We start from the raw sequence: 17,364 nt of genomic DNA on the forward strand, positions 1-17,364 counted from the left end.
GTGAGGCACCGCTGTCGGCCCCTCGCGACAGCATCGGAAAAAGAAGTCTCGAGTCCGCGCTCGTTGCTCGAGTCGTCAGGCGTCGTCGGCGGTCTCGTTGGTCTCGTTCATCTCGGTCGCCGTCTCGTTCGCGTCGGTTTCGTTACCGGCGGTTTCGTTGCCCTCGCCGTCACCGCCCATCTCCATCTCGCCAGGCGCCGACAGGGAGTCGCCCTCGCCCGGCGGGACGATCTGCATGACCGCGCCCGTGTCGCCTTCGGGGACGCCCGCCTGGTTCGCGAGGATGTAGACGTTGCCGTCGGAATCCTGGCCGAACTGCCGGACGAAGTAGGGGAACGAGCCGTCCTCAGTGCCGGCGACCTGTAGCTCCTCCATGTCCCAGAGTTCGTCTCGGGGAACCTCCAGACCGCCACCGTTCTGGGCCATGCTCATGTCGTCGCCAGCCGTTTCGTTGGCCGCGTCCGTCTCATTAGCCATTCCCGTTTCGTTGGCCGCCTCGGTCTCGTTATCGAAGCCTTCGTCCTCGATGCCGCCTTCGCCGGCGGTCACGTTCGCGTCGCCGGTCTCGTTGTCGGCGATCGGCTCGTCCTGCGTGTCCTCGGTCGCGTTCTCGGGGACGTCCTGCCCCTCCGGCGACATCCCTTCGGTCTGGTTACCGCCACCGTTGCCGGCTGCCTCCTGCGCGCCACCGCTTGGCTCCGTCGCGGCGAGGAGTCGGCCTTGCGGGCTCTGTCGGGCGGGATCGGCCGTCCAGTCGCCGAAGATGTACTTGCCGTTCAGTTCCTGGACGCCGTCGGCCTCGTAGACGTGGCCGCCGACGATCGCGATACCGACGATCTGGTCCTCGTAGACGTGTGGATACTCGACGATTGGATCCTGGAACTCCTGTCCGTCATAGGGCGGCTCGTCGGGGGCCGAGTTCGGACACTCCTCCGGCGGCTGGCCGGGCGTCTCCGGACTGAAACAGTGTGTCCCTTCCTTGACGTTCCAGCCGTAGTTGCCGCCGGACTCGACGATGTCGACCTCCTCGAAGAGGTCCTGTCCGAGGTCGGCGACGTACATCCGGTCGTCGCTGTCGAACGAGACGCCGAACGGGTTCCGGAAGCCCCACGCGTAGTGTTCGGGGGCCGCCTCCTCGGAATCGACGAGCGGATTGTCGTCGGGAATCCCGTAGGGCCGATCCTCGCCCTCGCTATCGACATCGACTCGGAGGACGCTGCCGAGCAGGTTCTCGCTGACGTCCTGCCCGTTCCCGCCCTCGTTGCCGTCGTACCAGTCCTCGACGTGGCCCTCCATGTTGTCGTTCGCACCGCCACCGTCGCCCATCGGCACGTACAGGTAGCCGTCGGGTCCGAACGCCATCGGCCCCGAGTTGTGATTGTACTGGGGCTTCTGGAACTCCATGAGAACCCGTTCGGACTCGGGGTCCGCACTGCTCATGTCGTCGCTGGCCTGAAACTCCGAGACGACCTCGACGTGACTCCAGCCGTCGGGCGTCTCGTCGTTCGGCGGCGCGCTGTAGTGGACGAACAGCCGTCCGTTCTCCGCGAAGTCCGGATGGGGCTCTACGCCGAGCAGTCCCCGCTCGTCGTAGTCTTGGTTCTGATCCGCGTAGCCGCCCTCGAAGGTCCCGAGTTCGACCATCCGATCGCTGACGTCGAGGAACGGCTCGTCCTGTAACCCGTCCTCGGTAACGAGCCACAACTCGCCGGTCTGGTCGGCGACCAAGTACTCCCCTTGCTCTTGGTCGGCGACCGCCATGTCCGTCGGCCCGGTCATGCCTTCCGCGATCGTCTGGACGCCGATCTCCGTTCCGGACTCGAAGAACCCGTCCATCCCGCCGGCCGCCTGCTCTCCGCCATCGCTGCCACTACTGACTTCGATGTCGCCGTTCATCGAGGGCCGGTGGGGCGCACAGTAGTACGTCGACATCTCGCTCGTCGCCTCGAACTCGAGCGTCTGGGTCTCGCCCTGCGAACTCATGATCTCGGTCGACTCGAGTTCCTCGCCGTCCTCGCTCTCGATGACGACGTTGTGCGGGGAGCCGTCTAAGTTCTCCCACGTGAGTTCGTACGTGGTTCCTTCCTCGAGTTCCAGCGTCGGGTTCGTCTCGTCCGCGATCGGCTCGGGTGCGACGCCCTGCCAACCGCTGACCTCGCCGCCGAGTTCGATCGATTGGGAGTCGAACTGTGCGAGGCCGAGGCCGCTCAGTCCGGCGACGCCGCCCACCGCCGCGGCCGCCTGAAGGACGCGCCGCCGCGACGTCGCTCGATTACTCTCGGTCGCGTTCGATACGGGTGTCGATCGCTCGGTCGGATTATCGCTCACGACAGCGCCGTCGGGTGAGACGAGAATAAACGGAACCGACCGTTCCCTCGAGTTCTCCGCTCAACAGTGGCTTGTCCACAAACCGAACGAAGGCGGCGACCGTAAAACGATCTTACTCGGGACGCATAACAATATTACGCGACGCTAACATGCTGTTCATCAGTACCGAACGGTCCGGCGATCGACGGCCGCCGCCGTTCGGGAGCAGCCAGGCCGATCCGTCATTTCCAACCCCGGTCGCCTCGAGGGCTACATCGCGCCGCCGGGCTGGTACTCCCCGAACTCGTCGCGCATGACGTTACAGATCTCGCCGACCGTGGCGTAGGCCTTGACCGCGTCGATGATGTACGGCATGAGGTTCTGCTCGCTCTGTGCCGCGTCCCGTAGCGCCTCGAGGGCCGCGTCGACGGCCTCGTCGTCGCGGGACTCGCGGACCGACTCGAGGCTGTCGATCTGTCGCTGCTGGTCTTCCTCGGTGACCTCCTCGACGTCCATCTGGGGATCCTCGTCGACCTCGAACTCGTTGACGCCGACGATGATCCGCTCTTTTGCCTCGATTTCCTTCTGCCGGTCGAAGGCCGTGTCCTGGATCTGGCGCTGGACCCACTGTTGCTCGACGGCCTCGAGCATGCCGCCGCGGTCGTCGACCTCGTCCATGATCTCGTAGGCCTCTTCCTCGACGTCGTCGGTCAGCGATTCGACGTAGTAGCTGCCCGCCAGCGGATCGATAGTGTCGGCCGCGCCGGACTCGTGGGCGAGGATCTGCTGGGTGCGCAGGGCGGTACGGACGGACTCCTCGGTCGGCAGGGCAAGGGCCTCGTCTTTCCCGTTCGTGTGGAGGCTCTGGGTGCCGCCGAGCACCGCGGCCAGCGCCTGATAGGCGACGCGGACGACGTTGTTCTCGATCTGCTGGGCGGTCAGCATCGAGCCCGCGGTCTGGGTGTGGAACTTGAGCTGTTTGGACTTGGGGTCGTCCGGATCGAACCGCTCCTCGATAATGTCGTGCCACATCCGGCGGGCCGCGCGGAACTTGGCGACCTCCTCGAAGATGTTGTTGTGCCCGTTGAAGAAAAAGGAGAGCTGCGGCGCGAAGTCGTCGACATCGAGCCCCGCTTCGATCGCCGTCTCGACGTACTCGATGCCGTTGCCAAGCGTGAAGGCCAGTTCCTGTGCGGCCGTCGAGCCGGCCTCGCGGATGTGGTAGCCGGAGATCGAGATGGTGTTGAACTTCGGCGTCTCGGCGGCACAAAAGTCGAAGATGTCCGTGATGATCCGCATCGACGGCTCGGGCGGGTAGATGTACGTATTGCGGGCGATGTACTCTTTGAGAATGTCGTTTTGAATCGTCCCGCGCAGCTCCGAGCGGTCGACACCCTGCTGGTCGCCGACCGCGATGTACATCGCCAGCAGCACCGACGCCGGCGCGTTGATCGTCATCGATGTCGAGACTTCATCGAGCGGGATGCCGTCGAAAACGGTCTCCATATCGTCGAGCGAGTCGATCGCGACGCCGGCTTTCCCCACCTCGCCCGCGGCCATCGCGGCGTCGGAGTCATAGCCCATCTGCGTCGGCAGGTCGAAGGCCATCGAGAGCCCGGTCTGGCCCTCGTCGAGCAGGTAGTGATAGCGCTCGTTCGTATCTTCCGGCGTCGAGAATCCGGCGTACTGGCGCATCGTCCAGAGCCGGCCACGGTAGCCGGTGGAGTAGACCCCGCGCGTATACGGCGGTTCGCCCGGGTTTCCAAGGTCCTCCTCGTAATCGAGGTCGCCGACATCGTCGGGCGTGTAGAGCCGGTCGACCTCTTGGCCCCCTGTATCAGTCGTGAACGTTTCCTTGCGCTCGCCGAACCGCTCGAGGACCGGCTCGACTTCGGCCTCGTGCCACTCGGCCTTGCCGGCACGGATCTCCTCGAGTTCATCGGGGTCGAACATTATGGTTATCGTAGACCGGCCGGGGCTTCAACTTTGATGAACACGTCAAGCTTTCCCGTTCGCCTCGCCGGGACGTTGGAAATCGTCTCAGACGGTGTCCTCGGGGTCGTGTTTGTCGGCCATCCGCGACGCCTCCTCGGCGTAGCGCTCCCGCGTCGCCGGATCGTCGACGGTGCCGAGCGCGTCCGTCGAGACCCGGAGACTCGCCTTCGTCTCTCGAGCGGGGCCGGTAAAGCTCGTGAGCGCTCGCTCGCGGCGGTGGTACCGGCTGCCGTCTGCGGTCGCGTAGACGAGGATGACGAGATTGAGTTCGTCGTCCCCGTAGGTTCGTTCGACGAGCCAGACGCGCACCGCGTCGTCCTCGCCGTCGGCTGATTCGCCGCCCTCGATCGTCGAATCAGATTCGTTCGAAGTAATGACTGTCACTCGCATCGCCACTGCCGCTTTTGTCTCGAGGCGTCGACGACCCGTCTATGACCGGGGATTCGTCGGGACCGTCGGAGTCGGGGCTGCCGGAGCCGTCGAGGCGGGCGGACGACACGGGCGACCGCCGCCGCGCCGCCCGCTACGTCGCGCCGTTTCTGGCCCTTGGACTGCTGAACCTCGGACTCCTGCTGCGCTGGGGACTGGACCCGCTGTGGGCCTTCGCGATCCTCCCGCCGATGCTCTTCCTCTCGGGAATCGGCTGGGTTGCGTTCCGCCACGGCTTCGACCAGCGACTCGCCGGAGCGGGGTCGGACCGGTGAGGCGGACCGAACGACCGGTGTCATCCGCATCGGTTACCGGCCCGTGTCGTACTTGTACGTGGCCGAGTCGGGGTCGATACCGAAGTCCTCCGGCGACTCCTCGTCGCCCGTCTCGTCGCGTCCCTCCGGCGCGCGCTTGAACGCCTCCCGGAGCCGGTCGGGCATCCGGAACTCGTCGACGTCGATCGTCAGCGGCACCGCGTCCGGATCGGAGCCCTCCCGTTTGTCCTCGAGGCGCTCTTGTAAGACTGCCGGCAGTTCGGACTCGTCGATCCGCTGGAAGCCGAACTGGGCGAGGTATGCACCCGCGCCGGTCAGGACGAAGACCGTCTCGAACCCCTGATCCCCGGCGTACTCGACGAGCCGTTCGACGATGTGGGCCCCGACGCCCTGTTCGCGCCAGCCCTCGAGGACGCCGATGCTGGTCAGTTCACAGACGGAGTCGCCGTCGTCGGTCTTGTGGACGCGGATGCGGCCGAACCCGGCCTTCTCGCCGGATTCCTCGTCGATGGCGACGACGTAGTCGCGGGAGCGAAACGCCGTCTCGTCGAGTCCCATCGACTCGATGTGATCCAGCAACCAGACCTCTTCCCTGTTTTTCGCGTCCCGCACGTACATGATTCGACGTAGGACGTGTGCAGCCAAAAGGGTTTGTGGGTTGCCAGTATCTCGTCACTGGCGCGCTGCTTCCGTTCTGTCGGTGCCTTCGATCACGTCTCGCCCCACTCCCCATGCCTATTTGGATATTTCGCCACTACTGAGATAATATCCCATCATTCGTTCTACTTTCTACCCATATAGACCATTACTAGGCCAAATATATAGGGAGAAGGAAATATATGGGCAAGACTTTTGACCCCCCGTGTTGGTTGTTATCATACAATGGCCGAATGCGAACGCTGCGGCGACGAGGTCGCTCGACGCTTTACGCACCGAACCCGAACCGAGACCATGACGCACAGACGGTCCCAGCACGTGTGTGCGGCGTGTCATCCGTCTCTCCCCGACTCGCTCGAGGAAGAGCGATCGTCGGATCGGGTCGTCGCCGACGGCGGCACCCTCGCAACTGACTGTCCGGTCTGTTCCGGATACACGGTACCAGACGGCGAATCAGACGTCTGCGTCGACTGCGGGTGGACTACCGTCCGGTAGCGGCGAGCGATCCGCAATCGTGGATCGAGCGGTTCCGCCAGTCGGGAACCGAAAATCGCCCTAACAACGTAGCCCGGGTACACAATCCGGTCGACTGATTATTCAGCGGTCGTGAACGTCACCACCGAGTCGCTCGCCGACCGCATCGACAGGACCGAAACCGATCGGAAGACGGTTCGCGTGTGTCCCCCTGCGGACGACGTCGATGTCGCGGCGATCGAGTCCTTTTTCGATCCGCACGAGGTCGACCTCGAGATCGTCGATGCGTCCGGCCCCCTGACCGCCGTCGTCGAACTCCGCGCGGACGGCCGGCACATCGTCTCGAGTCCGTTCGAGAACGTTCGACGCTACGCTCAAGCCTGGACGGAGTCGATGGCCGTCGGGCTGCAGGCCGACCGCCCGGCCGTGGTCACCGAACTGACGGACAACACCTTCGAATCGTACGACAAGCAGCGGATGATCATGGCCTCGCGGATCGTCGAGTTCCGCGCCTGGAACGCCGGTTCCGGCGAGCTTCACGCGGGCTTCCAACAGCTGTCCAAGCTCGATTACCAGCCCGAGGTCTACCGGAATCTCGCGTCCTCGGCCGTCAAGACGCACGTCTACGGTGAACCCGACCGAAAGCCGCTCCCGGACCTCGAGCTAACGGTTCACGACGGCGACAGCGAGGAACTCCGCAACCACTGGTGGGTCGCCTACGACGGGGACGGTGACGACGAGCAGAAAATCGTCCTGCTCGCCCAGGAACGCGGCCCAAACCAGTTCTACGGGTTCTGGACGGAGCGACCCGCTGTCGTCGACGACGTCATCGCTCGCATGGAGCATCTCGCCTGAGTTGCGTCGCGGCAGCGACTCGCAACGGTCGTGGCCCCGTCTCGATATCACCGATTCGACTCTCCTCTCTGCCCGTGCTCGCGTGCAAGTCGGGATTGCTCGAGCAGCCGTTCGATTCGGTCGTCCGTCGAGGGATGGGTCGAGAGGAGTCGCGTCAAGTCGTCGTCCTCTTCGGTGTGGACGTACAGGGTCGAGAGCAATCCTTGCGAGGGCTCGGCGGCGCGCTGGATCGTCCGGAGCGCGCGAGCGAGCGCGACCGGCTTGCCGGTGACCGCTGCGGCGCGGTCGTCGGCGGCGTACTCCCGCCGGCGCGAGTGTGCGCGGACGGCGAGGGTCACGAGGAGAAACCCGGCCACGACGCCGCCCTCGACGACCTGCAGCAGTCGGCCGAACGCCGTCCGGGACCACGACGCTGGATTGCCGCGGATCCACGCGACCGCTCGAGCGATCCCCGCGAGCGGAAGCAAGAACGGAGCTAACACCAGAAAGACGAGTCCTGCGACGAGCCGGAAGACGCTGTAGGCGAGCGTCTGAACGAACGCGTCGTAGCGCTCGAGGTGGGCGAGTTCGTGGGCCGCGAGCGCCTCGAGTTCGTCGAGGGTCAGCAGCCGGAGCAGCGAGCGGTCGAGGACGACGACGCCGTTTCGCTTGCTGCCCAGCGCGAAGGCGTTGGGCATCGGCAGCCGGGCGAGCAGGATCGTCGGCGAACCGACGTTCATCCGGGACTCGAGGGCGTCGATCCGCCGGTAGAATCCGGGTGCGTGCGAACGCGGCAGTTCGACCGCCTCGAGACTCGAGAGGAGGTGTTTCGTCCCGAGTCGATAGCTGAGATAGCCGCCGAGGAGTCCGACCGCGATGATCAACAGGACCGCCGTCGCAGGGTCGGGCGCGGAGGCCCGGAGCACCGACAGCGCCCAGTAGCTCAGCGCCGCCAGTCCGAGGTACCACACCAACAACAGGCAGCCGACCAGTGCCATCAGGAGCCGGGTCCCCGCGGGACGAGCAGACATCGGTGTCGAGCAGCCCTACGGGCGGCCGGTTGAAACGGGTATCGGACGGGCGCTCGAGACGGCTTTGTGAGTCAGAGAGCGGGTGATGCGGGTGAGCAGCCGACGAGAGACCAGCAACGATGCGTGTCCGACTCGCGCTGGCAACGGGGAATCGCCACGCCCTCCCCAGCCGATTCGCTCACTGCGTTCGCTCATCCCTCGCACAACGTTGTCCTGCGGTTCGCCGATGGCGAACCGCAGCACAGCGCGCGCCACCGCCGTGGCTTGGTCGGGCCGGTTGTATGTGTCTCGCCCGTACCGACGCTGCGAACCAAATCGATCGACCGCGGGTTTTCGGGGTGCTACAGACCGGTATCGCAGCTCGAGCGATCAGTCAGCCGACAGCGCCTCTTCGAGCCGGTCTTCGATATCGTCCAGTTCGTCGCGTAGCTCCTCGCCTTCGGCACCCTCGAGGTCGTCGATCCGGTCGGCGATCCCCTGCAGTCGCGAGTACTTCTCGTCCTCGTCGACGCCGGTCTTCTGGACGTAGACGTCTTCCTCGATATCGTAGACCTCGGGCTCCTCGAGGTCGGTCACGGCGAGGACGACATCTAGTTTGTCCCGGTCGACGCCCGTCACCCACTCGCGGGGGATGCCGCGCTCGTCGAGGGCGGCGAAGATCGTTTCGGCGTCTTTGGGCTGTCGTCGCTCCCGAGTCGTCCGCCGGACGGTCCCGTAGCGCCCGTGGAGTTCCTGGTCGGGGCCGAGTCGCTCGAGCAGGGGTTCCCGGGCCGAGCGGCGGACCCGATCGGAGCCGTGCTGGACGTCCGACGCGAGCACGTAGAGGTCCGTCAGCGAGTCGGTGTCGAGGGCCGTGGGCTCGTCGGCGTCGAGTTCCTCGAGCAGTGCGGCCAGTAACAGAGCGTCGTCGTGGACGCGTTCGGGCGGGTTTCGGGCGTCCGCCGCGGGAACGAGAAACGGGCTTTCTCCGGCGCTCCCGTCGGTATCGTACCTGATCACCTCGTCGTCGGCAGCGTACTCGTCGGCGAGGGTCACGACGCTAGCGTAGGGCTCGACCCCCGGCTGGAGGTGGTCGATCGAAACCTCGCCGTCGTCGAGTTGCTCGAGGAAGACGACGAACTGCTCGCGCCAGAGCGGTCGCGTCTCGCCGCTATCGCCGAACCGGACGACGATCCGGTCGTCGTCGGTCCGCTCGACCTCGAACGGCCGCTCGGAGACCGGCGTCAGCAGTTCGGTGCCCGGCTCGAGGCCCTCACACTGCCGCCGAATGCTCGCCCACGTGTCGTCGGGTTCCATAGGGTGGCTACGGCGAGCGAGCGGAAAAAGCGCGGCCACGAATCTGCCACCGTCGAACGTCGGTCTCGCTGGCGAGAAAGCGCGGCCTACTCGAGAACGGACGGAAGCTGCGAGAGCGACGGGAGGTGGTAGGTCGGGTCGATGTCGGCCTCGACTCGTTCGTCCCCGTCGGACCGCGAGAGCAACACCGAATCGATGCCCGCGTTGTCGGCCGCCCGCACGTCGACGGCTCGGTCGCCGATGTACAGCGCGGACTCGGCCTCAAGGGAGTCCATCGCGGTCTCGATGTTCGTCGGATCGGGCTTGCGCCGGGCGAGCCCCTCGGGGCTCAGCGGACAGCCGTAGACGGTCTCGAACAGCGATCGCAGCCCGAATCGATCGAGCAGCGTCGAGACCACGGTCGGGTGATTGTCGCTGACGATACCGAGGGGCAACTCGAGCGACCGAACGGCGGTAACATCGTCGTAGGCAGAACGCAGCCCGCGCTCGACTTCCTCACACTGGGCACGAACCATCTCGCGGGCGGCTTGGGCACAGAACGCGTTCGTCTCGATGCCGAGGCTGCGACAGCGCTCGGCGATCGATTCGAAGTCGCCCCGGAGGAGCGCCTGCAGCGTCTCGGTCGCCGGTTCGGACCGGCCGAGTTGCTCGTACGTACGGCCGAGCGCGGCGGACAGCCGCTGGGACGACGGACTCTCGACGACGACCCCGTCGAAGTCGAACAGGACCGCATCGTAGGTCATATTGGCACAGATATCGCTGTCGGGATTATAATTCTGTTGAGATCATCGGCACGGCGGACCCCGATCTCCGTGTCGATCGGGGCCCAGAGCTAAGGCATCCCCAGTGGTGAATGGTCCCATGTTGCACGCAAAAGGCCCGCTTCTCACCGTCGACGTGGGCGACCGAACGGCGACCGAGACGAGCATCGACGACACGCTCGAGGCGGCCGTCGGCGGGCGGGCGGTCGCGACGGCGCTGGCCCACGAGCGAATCCCGTTCGACGCGGACCCGTTCGGCCCCGAGAACCGCGCCTATCTCGCCCCGGGACCGCTCCAGCAGTCCCGGATGTCCTTTACCGGCCGGCTGAACATGACCGCCCTCTCGCCGCTGACCGACGGGCTGGTCTCGAGCAACGCCGGCGGCTACCTCTCGCGAAACGTCGTCGGAACGGGGATCGGCGTCCTCGAGCTCGCGGGCACGAGCGACGAGCTACTGGCCGTCCACGTCACCGACTGCGGCGTCGAGTTCGAGGAGGTACCCGAACTCGAGGGTGCGACGGTGCCCGAAACCTCAGAGTACATGGCCGACCGCCACGGCCTCGGACCGGACAACTGCCTCGCGATCGGCCCCGCCGGCGAGAACCGGGTCCGGTTCGCCTCGGCGATGACCTTCGATTCGCGGGCGTTCGGTCGCGGCGGGCTGGGTGCCGTGCTGGGATCGAAACATGTAAAGTTCGTCACATTCGAGGGCGAGGCAGAACCCTCGGTCGAAATCCCGAACCCGCCGGAGATGGACATCCACCGGGAGGCGGCCCAGTCGGACGACCTACTGCGACGGCAGGGGACGACGGGCAGCACTGAGTTCATCAACGACAACTTCGCGCTTCCGACCCGCTACTTCGAGGAGTACGGGTTCGAGCACGCCGACCGGATCGGCGGTGCCGCCGTCGAAGCAAAAAAGTACGAGAAGCGCGCGTGCTCGGCGTGTGCCTACGCCTGTAAGCTCCCGACGCGTGACGAGGAGGCGGGCGTCGAAACCGAGGGCCCGGAGTTCGAAACCGTCTACGCGTTCGGCTCGAGCCAGGGCGTCGGGGACATCGTCGACGTGATGAAGGCCAACGAACTCTGTGACTCCCTCGGCATGGACACGATCTCCGCCGGGGTCACCGTCGCGGCCTACCTCGCGAGCGAGGACGAGTTCGGTAACGCCGACCTCGCGCGGGAACTCACCGAGAAGATCGCGTATCGTGAGGGGATCGGCGACCGCCTCGCGGAGGGCGTCGACCGCTGTCACGCCGACCTCGGCGTCGACAACTACACGGTCAAGGGCACCGAGTTCGCCGCCCATGACGGGCGCGTCCTCCACGGACAGGGACTCTCCTACGCCGTCGCGAACCGCGGTGCGGACCACATGTACGCCGGCATGCTGACCCCCGAGTACAGCGGCGAACTCGATCCGGAGGGCACCCTCGGGAAGGCCGAGCGACTCGTCCACGAGGAAAACGCCTCCGCGTTCCGGGACACCGGCATCGTCTGTGCGTTCGGCAGCGACTACGTCACCCCGGACAGACTCGAGACGCTGTTCGACGCCGACTACGCCGATCTGATGGAAATCGGCGCGCGGACCGTTCGCCGCGAGCGCCACTTCAACAACCAGCGGGGGTTCGACCGGAGCGACGACGGGCTGCCCTACAAGATTCCAGACCTCGAGGCGGCGATCGACGAGTACTACGCGGCGCGGGGCTGGACCGCAGACGGCATCGTTCCGGACACGGCCCTCGAGCCGATCGCGCCGTCAGCGGACTGACGAGAGCGAGACTCAGTTCGGAACTGGCCCGCTCACCCGCCGTACACCGACGGTACCAGCCGGATCACGGAACCGTCTTCGAGGGCCGTCTCGAGGCCGTCGATGTGGACGACGTGCTTCGCATCCTTCGTGACGACCGTGTCCCCCGCCAGCCCGTCGCCGTCCGCGGCCACGAGTTCGCCCTCGAGGCCCGGATACGCCGCCTCGAGTTCGGCCAAGAGGTCGCCGACGGTGTCGGCGTCCGTCTCGTACCGGACCGTCTTCTCGCCGACGGCGTCGCGAAACGGGCCGAAGAAGACGCACTCGAGTTGCACACAGTGACGTTCGACGCGGCGTCCCTTGTAGTCGAGGGGCGAGCTTAGGCCACGTCGTCCGGTACGTCGAAGTCGTGGAAGTGCTCGCCTTTCTCCTTGCTCAGAATGTCGAGCGCCGCCGACGCACCGTCGCCCGCCGCGATCACGGCTTGCCACTCCTCGTCCCGGACCATCGCGCCCGTCGCGTACAAGTTCTTGATGCTCGTCTCCGTGTCGAGGTCCACGTCGACGGTACCGTCGTCGGAAAAATCCACCTCGAGGTCCTCGGCCATGGAGCGATCGGCACCCGTCGCGAGCACGACGTAGTCGGCCTCGTACTCGCCGTCATCGTCGACGGCTTCGCCGTCTGCTCGTTGCGTCTCCGACGCAACGCTGGTTTCGACGCGGAACCCGTCGTCGCCCGGTTCGACCTCAATGACCGCCTCGCCGACGCGGATGTCTGCTCCGCGGTCGCTGACCTGTCCACGGGTCAGTTCCATGAACTCGCTGCCGCTGATGCTCCGGATTCCCGGATAGTTGAACAGGTGGGCCTTGTGCATCCACGTCTCGTCGGTGTCGAAGACGACGGTCTCGAGGTCGTTTTTCGCGGTGAAAAGCGCCGCGCTCAGTCCGGCCGCGCCGCCGCCGACGATGACGACATCTGGCATATGCGCAGTGACCACGAACGACGGGATAAAAAATTCCGACAGCGATCGAGACAGTCTCGAATCGCTGCTCGTCGGTTCTCGCTTCTCGTCACGTCAGCTCCCCCGCAGCGGTCGTCAGTTGGTTCCAATCGCTGGACTGGGCGGGTCGCTCGAGCGAGCGATTTCACCCCCGACCCCTTTTGGGCCGAGTGTGGATAGCTCGACGCGGTGATTCCAATGTCGGACGATACCGCACCTGCACCCGAATCCCCGGATCCGGAGTCGCTGTGGCTGGCCACGACGCCGACGACCGACTACGACCCCTTCGAGGACGGGCTCGACGTCGACGTGGCTGTCGTCGGTGGCGGCATCACCGGACTGAGCACGGCGATCGAACTCAAAGAGGCCGGTCGGTCCGTCGCGGTCCTCGAGTCGGATCGGATCATCGAGAGCACGACCGGACACACGACGGCCAAGCTCACCTCCCAGCACGGGCTGTGCTACGACACGCTCGTCTCCGAGTTCGGCGAGGAACGGGCGAGACAGTACGCCGAGGCCAACGAGGCGGCGATCGATACCGTCGAGCGGCGCGTCGAGGAGTTCGACATCGACTGTGACTTCCGGCGCACCGAGGCCTACACCTACGCGGCCTCGCTCGACGACGTTTCGAAGGTTCGCGACGAGGTCGACGCGGCCCAGCGGCTCGGGCTCCCCGCCTCGTACGTCGAGGAGACGCCGCTGCCGTACGACGTCGACGGCGCGGTCCGCTTCGACGAGCAGGCGGCGTTCCACCCGCGGAAGTACCTCCTGTCGATCGCGGATGAGATCCACGGCGAGGATAGCTACGTCTTCGAGGAGACCCGCGCGCTCGAGATCGAACCCGGCTCGCCGTGTCGGGTCAAAACGGAGCGGGGAGAGGTCGTCGCCGACGACGTGGTCGTCGCGACGCACTTCCCGTTCTTCGATCGGGCCGGCTACTTCGCGCGGATGCATCCCCACCGAGCCTATCTGCTCGCCGTTCGCATCGACGGTTCACCGCCGGCGGGCATGTACTACAACACCGCCTCGCCGCCGGCGACGATACGGCGGTATCCGGTGACCGAGTCGGCGGAACCGGACGAGGCGGGGGAATCGGAGGAACTCCTGATCGTCGGCGGCCAGAGCCACAAGCCAAGCGTCGACGGGGTGGCGACCTCCGAACGCTACCGGCGCTGCGAGGCGTTCGCCCGAGCGCACTTCGATGTCGAATCGATCGAGTACCGCTGGTCGACCATGGACTACTCGCCGGTCGACGACGTGCCTTTTATCGGTCGGATCGATCCGCTCTCCGAGCACGTCTACGTCGGCACCGGATTCAAGGGCTGGGGGATGACCGCCGGCACCGCCGCGGGGATGATCCTCGCCGACCTCATTACCGAGGGCGAGAACCCGTGGGCCGACGTCTTCGATCCCCAGCGGTTCACGCCGACGGCCTCCGCGAAGCGCTTCCTCGAGGAGAACGCCAAAGTCGGCGGCAGTTTCGTCGGCGACCGGATCAAGTCGCTGCTGGCGTCGCTCGAGGCGCGCGGTTCGGACGGGTTCCCCGACCCCGGGGACGGTCGTGTCGTTCGGCGAACGGACCAGCCGCTGGGAGTCTACCGCGACGAGGACGGGACGACCCACGCCGTGTCAGCGACCTGTCCGCACATGGGCTGTCTCGTCCGGTGGAACGACGCCGAACGGACGTGGGACTGTCCCTGCCACGGCTCGCGGTTCACCCACGACGGCGAGGTGCTGTCGGGGCCCGCCGTCGAGGGACTGCTGTATCGACGGCTTTGAGTCCCAGAACGAGTCGTCGTCACCAGTAGTTTTGAATTCTCTCTTCACTCAGGCGGCGGTGCGAAACCGAATCGTCCGATCCGGCAAGTTGGGATGCGAATGACCGGCTATAGGTGGATAGCGCACGGAAACCACATAGTCCGAACCACTGGTTCACCCGTCAGTTTCGATTGGGTTCGCGAGCGATTCGCTACAATCTCGCTCGTCGTCATCAGAATCGCGTGTTTCCCAAAAGGGTATACCGTGGCCATCTGAACCAATCCGATACGCTATCTGGATAGCATACTCGCCCAATTCTTCCTCAGATTCGATTGTTACCCACTCTGAATGCATGTCCATCCGAAAATAGACACGGAATTGTCTCGTCTCATCGGGCCACTCCTGTGGGATCCATCGTTGTTGAGTTCGCCCATCTTCTTCACGGCCATCAATAGTATAGGAATCAGAGAGGATTTCTTCATCCTCATACTCGACACGCAGGTGAACGGTATGCGCTTGGGTGTCTAAATTAATCAGTTCGATACAGTTGAGACGAGGATGTCGGTTAGAAAGAACTGAGGCGGTACATCCAGAAAACGCACCAGCGAGTAGAGAGGGCGTAGCTCGGAGGATAGCACGACGAGAGGGCATGTAGTGAGATGTACAACACATTTGTATAGACTTTCTGTGTGAGGGAGCGGAATAGGCGATACTTGTACGCCCTGTACTTATCACGGCTTTCAGAAACCGCTCCAAATAAAGAAACTGTCTACTATCTACTGGAATGATACTGACTCGAGGTCAATGCGGTTCGGTTCCGGAACCGACCCAACTCCTTCGCTCGAGACGGCGTACGTTCCGCGTTCGCCGTCGCTCTCGTCCTCGTCGCCCGAGAGCACGATCACGCCCTTGGCGAGCAGCGGCGCGATCACACCGGCAACGACGGTGCGGGGGTCCGACAGCGGCGCGCGAACGACCACGCGGTCGTCCGCCTCGAGGCCGGTGGCTTCGACGACGCCGCGTGCGGCCTCGAGCACCGCCTCGTGGGTCACGGTCCGCTCGCCGTCGGTCAGGATTGCAGTGTCGGGGTCGATCGCCAGCGGCGGGAACGACGGGTTCTCGCTCCAGAGGCCGGCGTCGAAGTGGTGAACGTCGGGCGCGTCGGGCTCGTCCCCGTAGCCGACGCGCTGTGCCCCCCGCGGCAAGTCGTAGTCCTCGAGGGAGTCGACCGGAGCCACGAGGGTTCGAAAGTCCGCCTCGTCCGCGAGATCCGTTGGCGGATCGAATTGGGTGGTGGCCTCGAGCAGCGTCGTCCCGAAGCAGGCCAGCAGGGCGAGGGGGCCGTCGCCGACGACGCCGACGGTGACGCCCTCGCGGACGCCCGAATGGCGCAGGAAGTTGCCGGCCTTCCACGAGGTCGTACAGAGCCAGTGGTAGTCGTACTCCCGGCCCGTCGCGTCGACGAGCCCGATCCGATCGTCCCGCAGTTCCCGGGTGAGCAGGTCGTCGACCGTCCCAGCGTTCATACGCGAGACTGGGTCCCGGGGAAGAAAAAGGACGCCGACTCGCGTCGCCCGTCTCGCCGTCGATGCCCGCTATACGGCGGGGTTCGGTCCTCGTCGCTCGCGATCAGTCGTCCGCGGCCGCCGGCTCGGCGTGGTCGACATCGGTTCCGAGAACCTCGAGGAACTCCGCGAGCCAGTCGGGATGATCGGGCCACGCCTGCCCGGTCACGAGATTGCCGTCCCGGGTGACGCCGTCTTCCCACTCGCCGCCCGAGATGCGAACGTCCGCCTCGAGAGCCGGATAGCCGGTACAGGTCCGGCCCTCGAGCACGTCCGCGGCGGCGAGGAGCTGGACGCCGTGACACAGCGCCGCGACGGGCTTGTCTTCCGCGAAGAAGTGCCGGGTGATCTCGAGGACCTCGTCGTAGGTCCGGAGGTACTCGGGCGCGCGGCCGCCCGGGACGACCAGCGCGTCGTAGTCGGCGGGGTCGACAGCGTCGAAGTCGTGGTTCAGCTCGAAGTTATGCCCCGGTTTCTCGGTGTAGGTCTGGTCGCCCTCGAAGTCATGAATCGCGGTCGGACAGCTGTCGCCGGCCGCCTTGTCGGGACAGACGGCGTGGACCTCGTGGCCGACCATCTGGAGCGCCTGAAACGGGACCATTACCTCGTAGTCCTCGACGTAGTCGCCGGCGAGGAGCAGGATTTGGTGTGCTGGCATGGGTATTCCCGTCCGTTCATTCGGTCGCGGTGGGCATAACCGTGTTGAATGGTACCATGACCATCGGGCGGGCAGCGACGACTCGTTCGCGCGGCGTCGATCGTCAGATGACGTTGTGTTCCCGGTGAACCGCCTCGGGGTCAAGCCCCGAAGCTTCCCGTGGTTTAGTCGGACACTCCCATCCGACCATCGGCCTGATAACCTCGGACGGTCGGGTGGGTCACGGCCGGGGCGTCCACAGCCCCCGATGCCTGCCGTCGCACCTTCCGAACAACGGGAAGGCTGTTGAGAGCAGGCACATTCCAATCGAGTTTCTTCATGCCTTTCACAGCGATATTGACGCTTGCACCACGGTCGCTGTGGTCTTGATGAAAACACGACCGACACTTGAACCGCTTCTTGTTGCGGTTCGCCCGTTCCGTATGCCCGCACATCGGACACCGCTGGCTCGTGTATTCGGGGTTAATCCACGCAGTCGGGATGCCTTCGAACGACGCCTTGTACGACGTATAGAATTGAAGGGCACGAAACGGGAGATGGTGCAAGCGCCGGTTCATCCGCGTGCCGTAGTCGATAC

General features: G+C 65.3%; 17 protein-coding genes. 5 read left to right on the top strand and 12 right to left on the bottom strand.

Features of this window, described 5'->3' with window-relative positions; genetic code table 11:
• Positions 1-75: 75 nt before the first annotated feature.
• From C489_RS17120 to C489_RS17130, 3 genes are all read right to left on the bottom strand, one after another.
• Entirely contained in the window at positions 76-2,328 is a 2,253-nt protein-coding gene (locus C489_RS17120; RefSeq protein ID WP_006432597.1) for a PQQ-dependent sugar dehydrogenase, read from the bottom strand.
• Positions 2,329-2,577: 249 nt separating this feature from the next.
• Positions 2,578-4,260: an acyl-CoA mutase large subunit family protein gene (locus C489_RS17125; protein ID WP_006432598.1), complete on the bottom strand. Its 1,683-nt coding sequence runs from the start codon at positions 4,258-4,260 to the stop codon at positions 2,578-2,580.
• 87 nt (positions 4,261-4,347) lie between these two features.
• Positions 4,348-4,692 (bottom strand): hypothetical protein, encoded by a 345-nt coding sequence (locus tag C489_RS17130; RefSeq protein WP_006432599.1) that lies wholly within the window; start codon positions 4,690-4,692, stop codon positions 4,348-4,350.
• Positions 4,693-4,733: 41 nt separating this feature from the next.
• Between C489_RS17130 and C489_RS17135 the strand changes: the two genes are divergently transcribed.
• Positions 4,734-5,006: a hypothetical protein gene (locus tag C489_RS17135; RefSeq protein ID WP_006432600.1), complete on the top strand. Its 273-nt coding sequence runs from the start codon at positions 4,734-4,736 to the stop codon at positions 5,004-5,006.
• 33 nt (positions 5,007-5,039) lie between these two features.
• Here the strand turns inward: C489_RS17135 and C489_RS17140 are convergent, their stop codons facing one another.
• Positions 5,040-5,624 (bottom strand): GNAT family N-acetyltransferase, encoded by a 585-nt coding sequence (locus C489_RS17140; RefSeq protein WP_006432601.1) that lies wholly within the window; start codon positions 5,622-5,624, stop codon positions 5,040-5,042.
• Between the two features lie 264 nt (positions 5,625-5,888).
• Here C489_RS17140 and C489_RS17145 point away from each other — a divergent pair, with 264 nt between their 5' ends.
• Entirely contained in the window at positions 5,889-6,158 is a 270-nt protein-coding gene (locus C489_RS17145) for a hypothetical protein (RefSeq protein ID WP_006432602.1), read from the top strand.
• A 111-nt stretch (positions 6,159-6,269) separates the two neighbouring features.
• Positions 6,270-6,992 (top strand): DICT sensory domain-containing protein, encoded by a 723-nt coding sequence (locus tag C489_RS17150; RefSeq protein WP_006432603.1) that lies wholly within the window; start codon positions 6,270-6,272, stop codon positions 6,990-6,992.
• A gap of 47 nt (positions 6,993-7,039) precedes the next feature.
• On the opposite strand, the gene C489_RS17155 is transcribed toward C489_RS17150, so the two are convergent.
• From C489_RS17155 to C489_RS17165, 3 genes are all read right to left on the bottom strand, one after another.
• Complete coding sequence (locus C489_RS17155; protein WP_006432604.1) at positions 7,040-7,969, bottom strand: M48 family metallopeptidase; 930 nt, start codon at positions 7,967-7,969, stop codon at positions 7,040-7,042.
• Positions 7,970-8,371: 402 nt separating this feature from the next.
• Entirely contained in the window at positions 8,372-9,298 is a 927-nt protein-coding gene (locus C489_RS17160; protein WP_006432605.1) for a hypothetical protein, read from the bottom strand.
• Between the two features lie 86 nt (positions 9,299-9,384).
• A complete protein-coding gene (locus C489_RS17165) occupies positions 9,385-10,041 on the bottom strand; it encodes an HAD family hydrolase (protein WP_006432606.1) in 657 nt (218 codons plus the stop codon).
• Positions 10,042-10,159: 118 nt separating this feature from the next.
• Here C489_RS17165 and C489_RS17170 point away from each other — a divergent pair, with 118 nt between their 5' ends.
• Positions 10,160-11,827, top strand: coding sequence for an aldehyde ferredoxin oxidoreductase C-terminal domain-containing protein (locus tag C489_RS17170; protein ID WP_006432607.1), 1,668 nt, complete (start codon positions 10,160-10,162; stop codon positions 11,825-11,827).
• Between the two features lie 32 nt (positions 11,828-11,859).
• Here the strand turns inward: C489_RS17170 and C489_RS17175 are convergent, their stop codons facing one another.
• Together C489_RS17175 and C489_RS17180 are read right to left on the bottom strand one after the other, a co-directional pair.
• Positions 11,860-12,141, bottom strand: a complete 282-nt coding sequence (locus tag C489_RS17175; protein WP_006432608.1) for a ubiquitin-like small modifier protein 1 — start codon at positions 12,139-12,141, stop codon at positions 11,860-11,862.
• Between the two features lie 44 nt (positions 12,142-12,185).
• Positions 12,186-12,788: an FAD-dependent oxidoreductase gene (locus C489_RS17180; RefSeq protein WP_006432609.1), complete on the bottom strand. Its 603-nt coding sequence runs from the start codon at positions 12,786-12,788 to the stop codon at positions 12,186-12,188.
• Positions 12,789-13,004: 216 nt separating this feature from the next.
• Between C489_RS17180 and C489_RS17185 the strand changes: the two genes are divergently transcribed.
• Complete coding sequence (locus C489_RS17185; RefSeq protein WP_006432610.1) at positions 13,005-14,585, top strand: FAD-dependent oxidoreductase; 1,581 nt, start codon at positions 13,005-13,007, stop codon at positions 14,583-14,585.
• A gap of 755 nt (positions 14,586-15,340) precedes the next feature.
• Here C489_RS17185 and C489_RS17195 read toward each other — a convergent pair.
• The 3 genes from C489_RS17195 to C489_RS17205 all read right to left on the bottom strand — a co-directional run.
• Positions 15,341-16,090 carry a hypothetical protein gene (locus C489_RS17195; RefSeq protein ID WP_006432611.1) on the bottom strand — a complete coding sequence of 250 codons (750 nt, stop codon included), beginning with the start codon at positions 16,088-16,090 and terminating at the stop codon, positions 15,341-15,343.
• A gap of 103 nt (positions 16,091-16,193) precedes the next feature.
• Positions 16,194-16,787: a DJ-1/PfpI family protein gene (locus C489_RS17200; protein ID WP_006432612.1), complete on the bottom strand. Its 594-nt coding sequence runs from the start codon at positions 16,785-16,787 to the stop codon at positions 16,194-16,196.
• Positions 16,788-16,951: 164 nt separating this feature from the next.
• A partial coding sequence (locus C489_RS17205; RefSeq protein ID WP_006432613.1) for a zinc ribbon domain-containing protein occupies positions 16,952-17,364 on the bottom strand: 413 nt, incomplete at its 5' end.

The sequence above is a fragment of the Natrinema versiforme JCM 10478 genome (genome assembly GCF_000337195.1).
In the GTDB taxonomy this organism is placed as follows: Archaea; Halobacteriota; Halobacteria; order Halobacteriales; family Natrialbaceae; genus Natrinema; species Natrinema versiforme.

Excerpts from the sequence above, each read along its gene's own strand:
- C489_RS17125 (WP_006432598.1), bottom strand. The coding sequence starts at position 4,260 with ATGTTCGACCCCGATGAACTCGAGGAGATCCGTGCCGGCAAGGCCGAG.
- C489_RS17130 (WP_006432599.1), bottom strand. The coding sequence starts at position 4,692 with ATGCGAGTGACAGTCATTACTTCGAACGAATCTGATTCGACGATCGAG.
- C489_RS17135 (WP_006432600.1), top strand. The coding sequence starts at position 4,734 with ATGACCGGGGATTCGTCGGGACCGTCGGAGTCGGGGCTGCCGGAGCCG.
- C489_RS17140 (WP_006432601.1), bottom strand. The coding sequence starts at position 5,624 with ATGTACGTGCGGGACGCGAAAAACAGGGAAGAGGTCTGGTTGCTGGAT.
- C489_RS17145 (WP_006432602.1), top strand. The coding sequence starts at position 5,889 with ATGGCCGAATGCGAACGCTGCGGCGACGAGGTCGCTCGACGCTTTACG.
- C489_RS17155 (WP_006432604.1), bottom strand. The coding sequence starts at position 7,969 with ATGGCACTGGTCGGCTGCCTGTTGTTGGTGTGGTACCTCGGACTGGCG.
- C489_RS17160 (WP_006432605.1), bottom strand. The coding sequence starts at position 9,298 with ATGGAACCCGACGACACGTGGGCGAGCATTCGGCGGCAGTGTGAGGGC.
- C489_RS17165 (WP_006432606.1), bottom strand. The coding sequence starts at position 10,041 with ATGACCTACGATGCGGTCCTGTTCGACTTCGACGGGGTCGTCGTCGAG.
- C489_RS17170 (WP_006432607.1), top strand. The coding sequence starts at position 10,160 with ATGTTGCACGCAAAAGGCCCGCTTCTCACCGTCGACGTGGGCGACCGA.
- C489_RS17180 (WP_006432609.1), bottom strand. The coding sequence starts at position 12,788 with ATGCCAGATGTCGTCATCGTCGGCGGCGGCGCGGCCGGACTGAGCGCG.
- C489_RS17185 (WP_006432610.1), top strand. The coding sequence starts at position 13,005 with ATGTCGGACGATACCGCACCTGCACCCGAATCCCCGGATCCGGAGTCG.
- C489_RS17195 (WP_006432611.1), bottom strand. The coding sequence starts at position 16,090 with ATGAACGCTGGGACGGTCGACGACCTGCTCACCCGGGAACTGCGGGAC.
- C489_RS17200 (WP_006432612.1), bottom strand. The coding sequence starts at position 16,787 with ATGCCAGCACACCAAATCCTGCTCCTCGCCGGCGACTACGTCGAGGAC.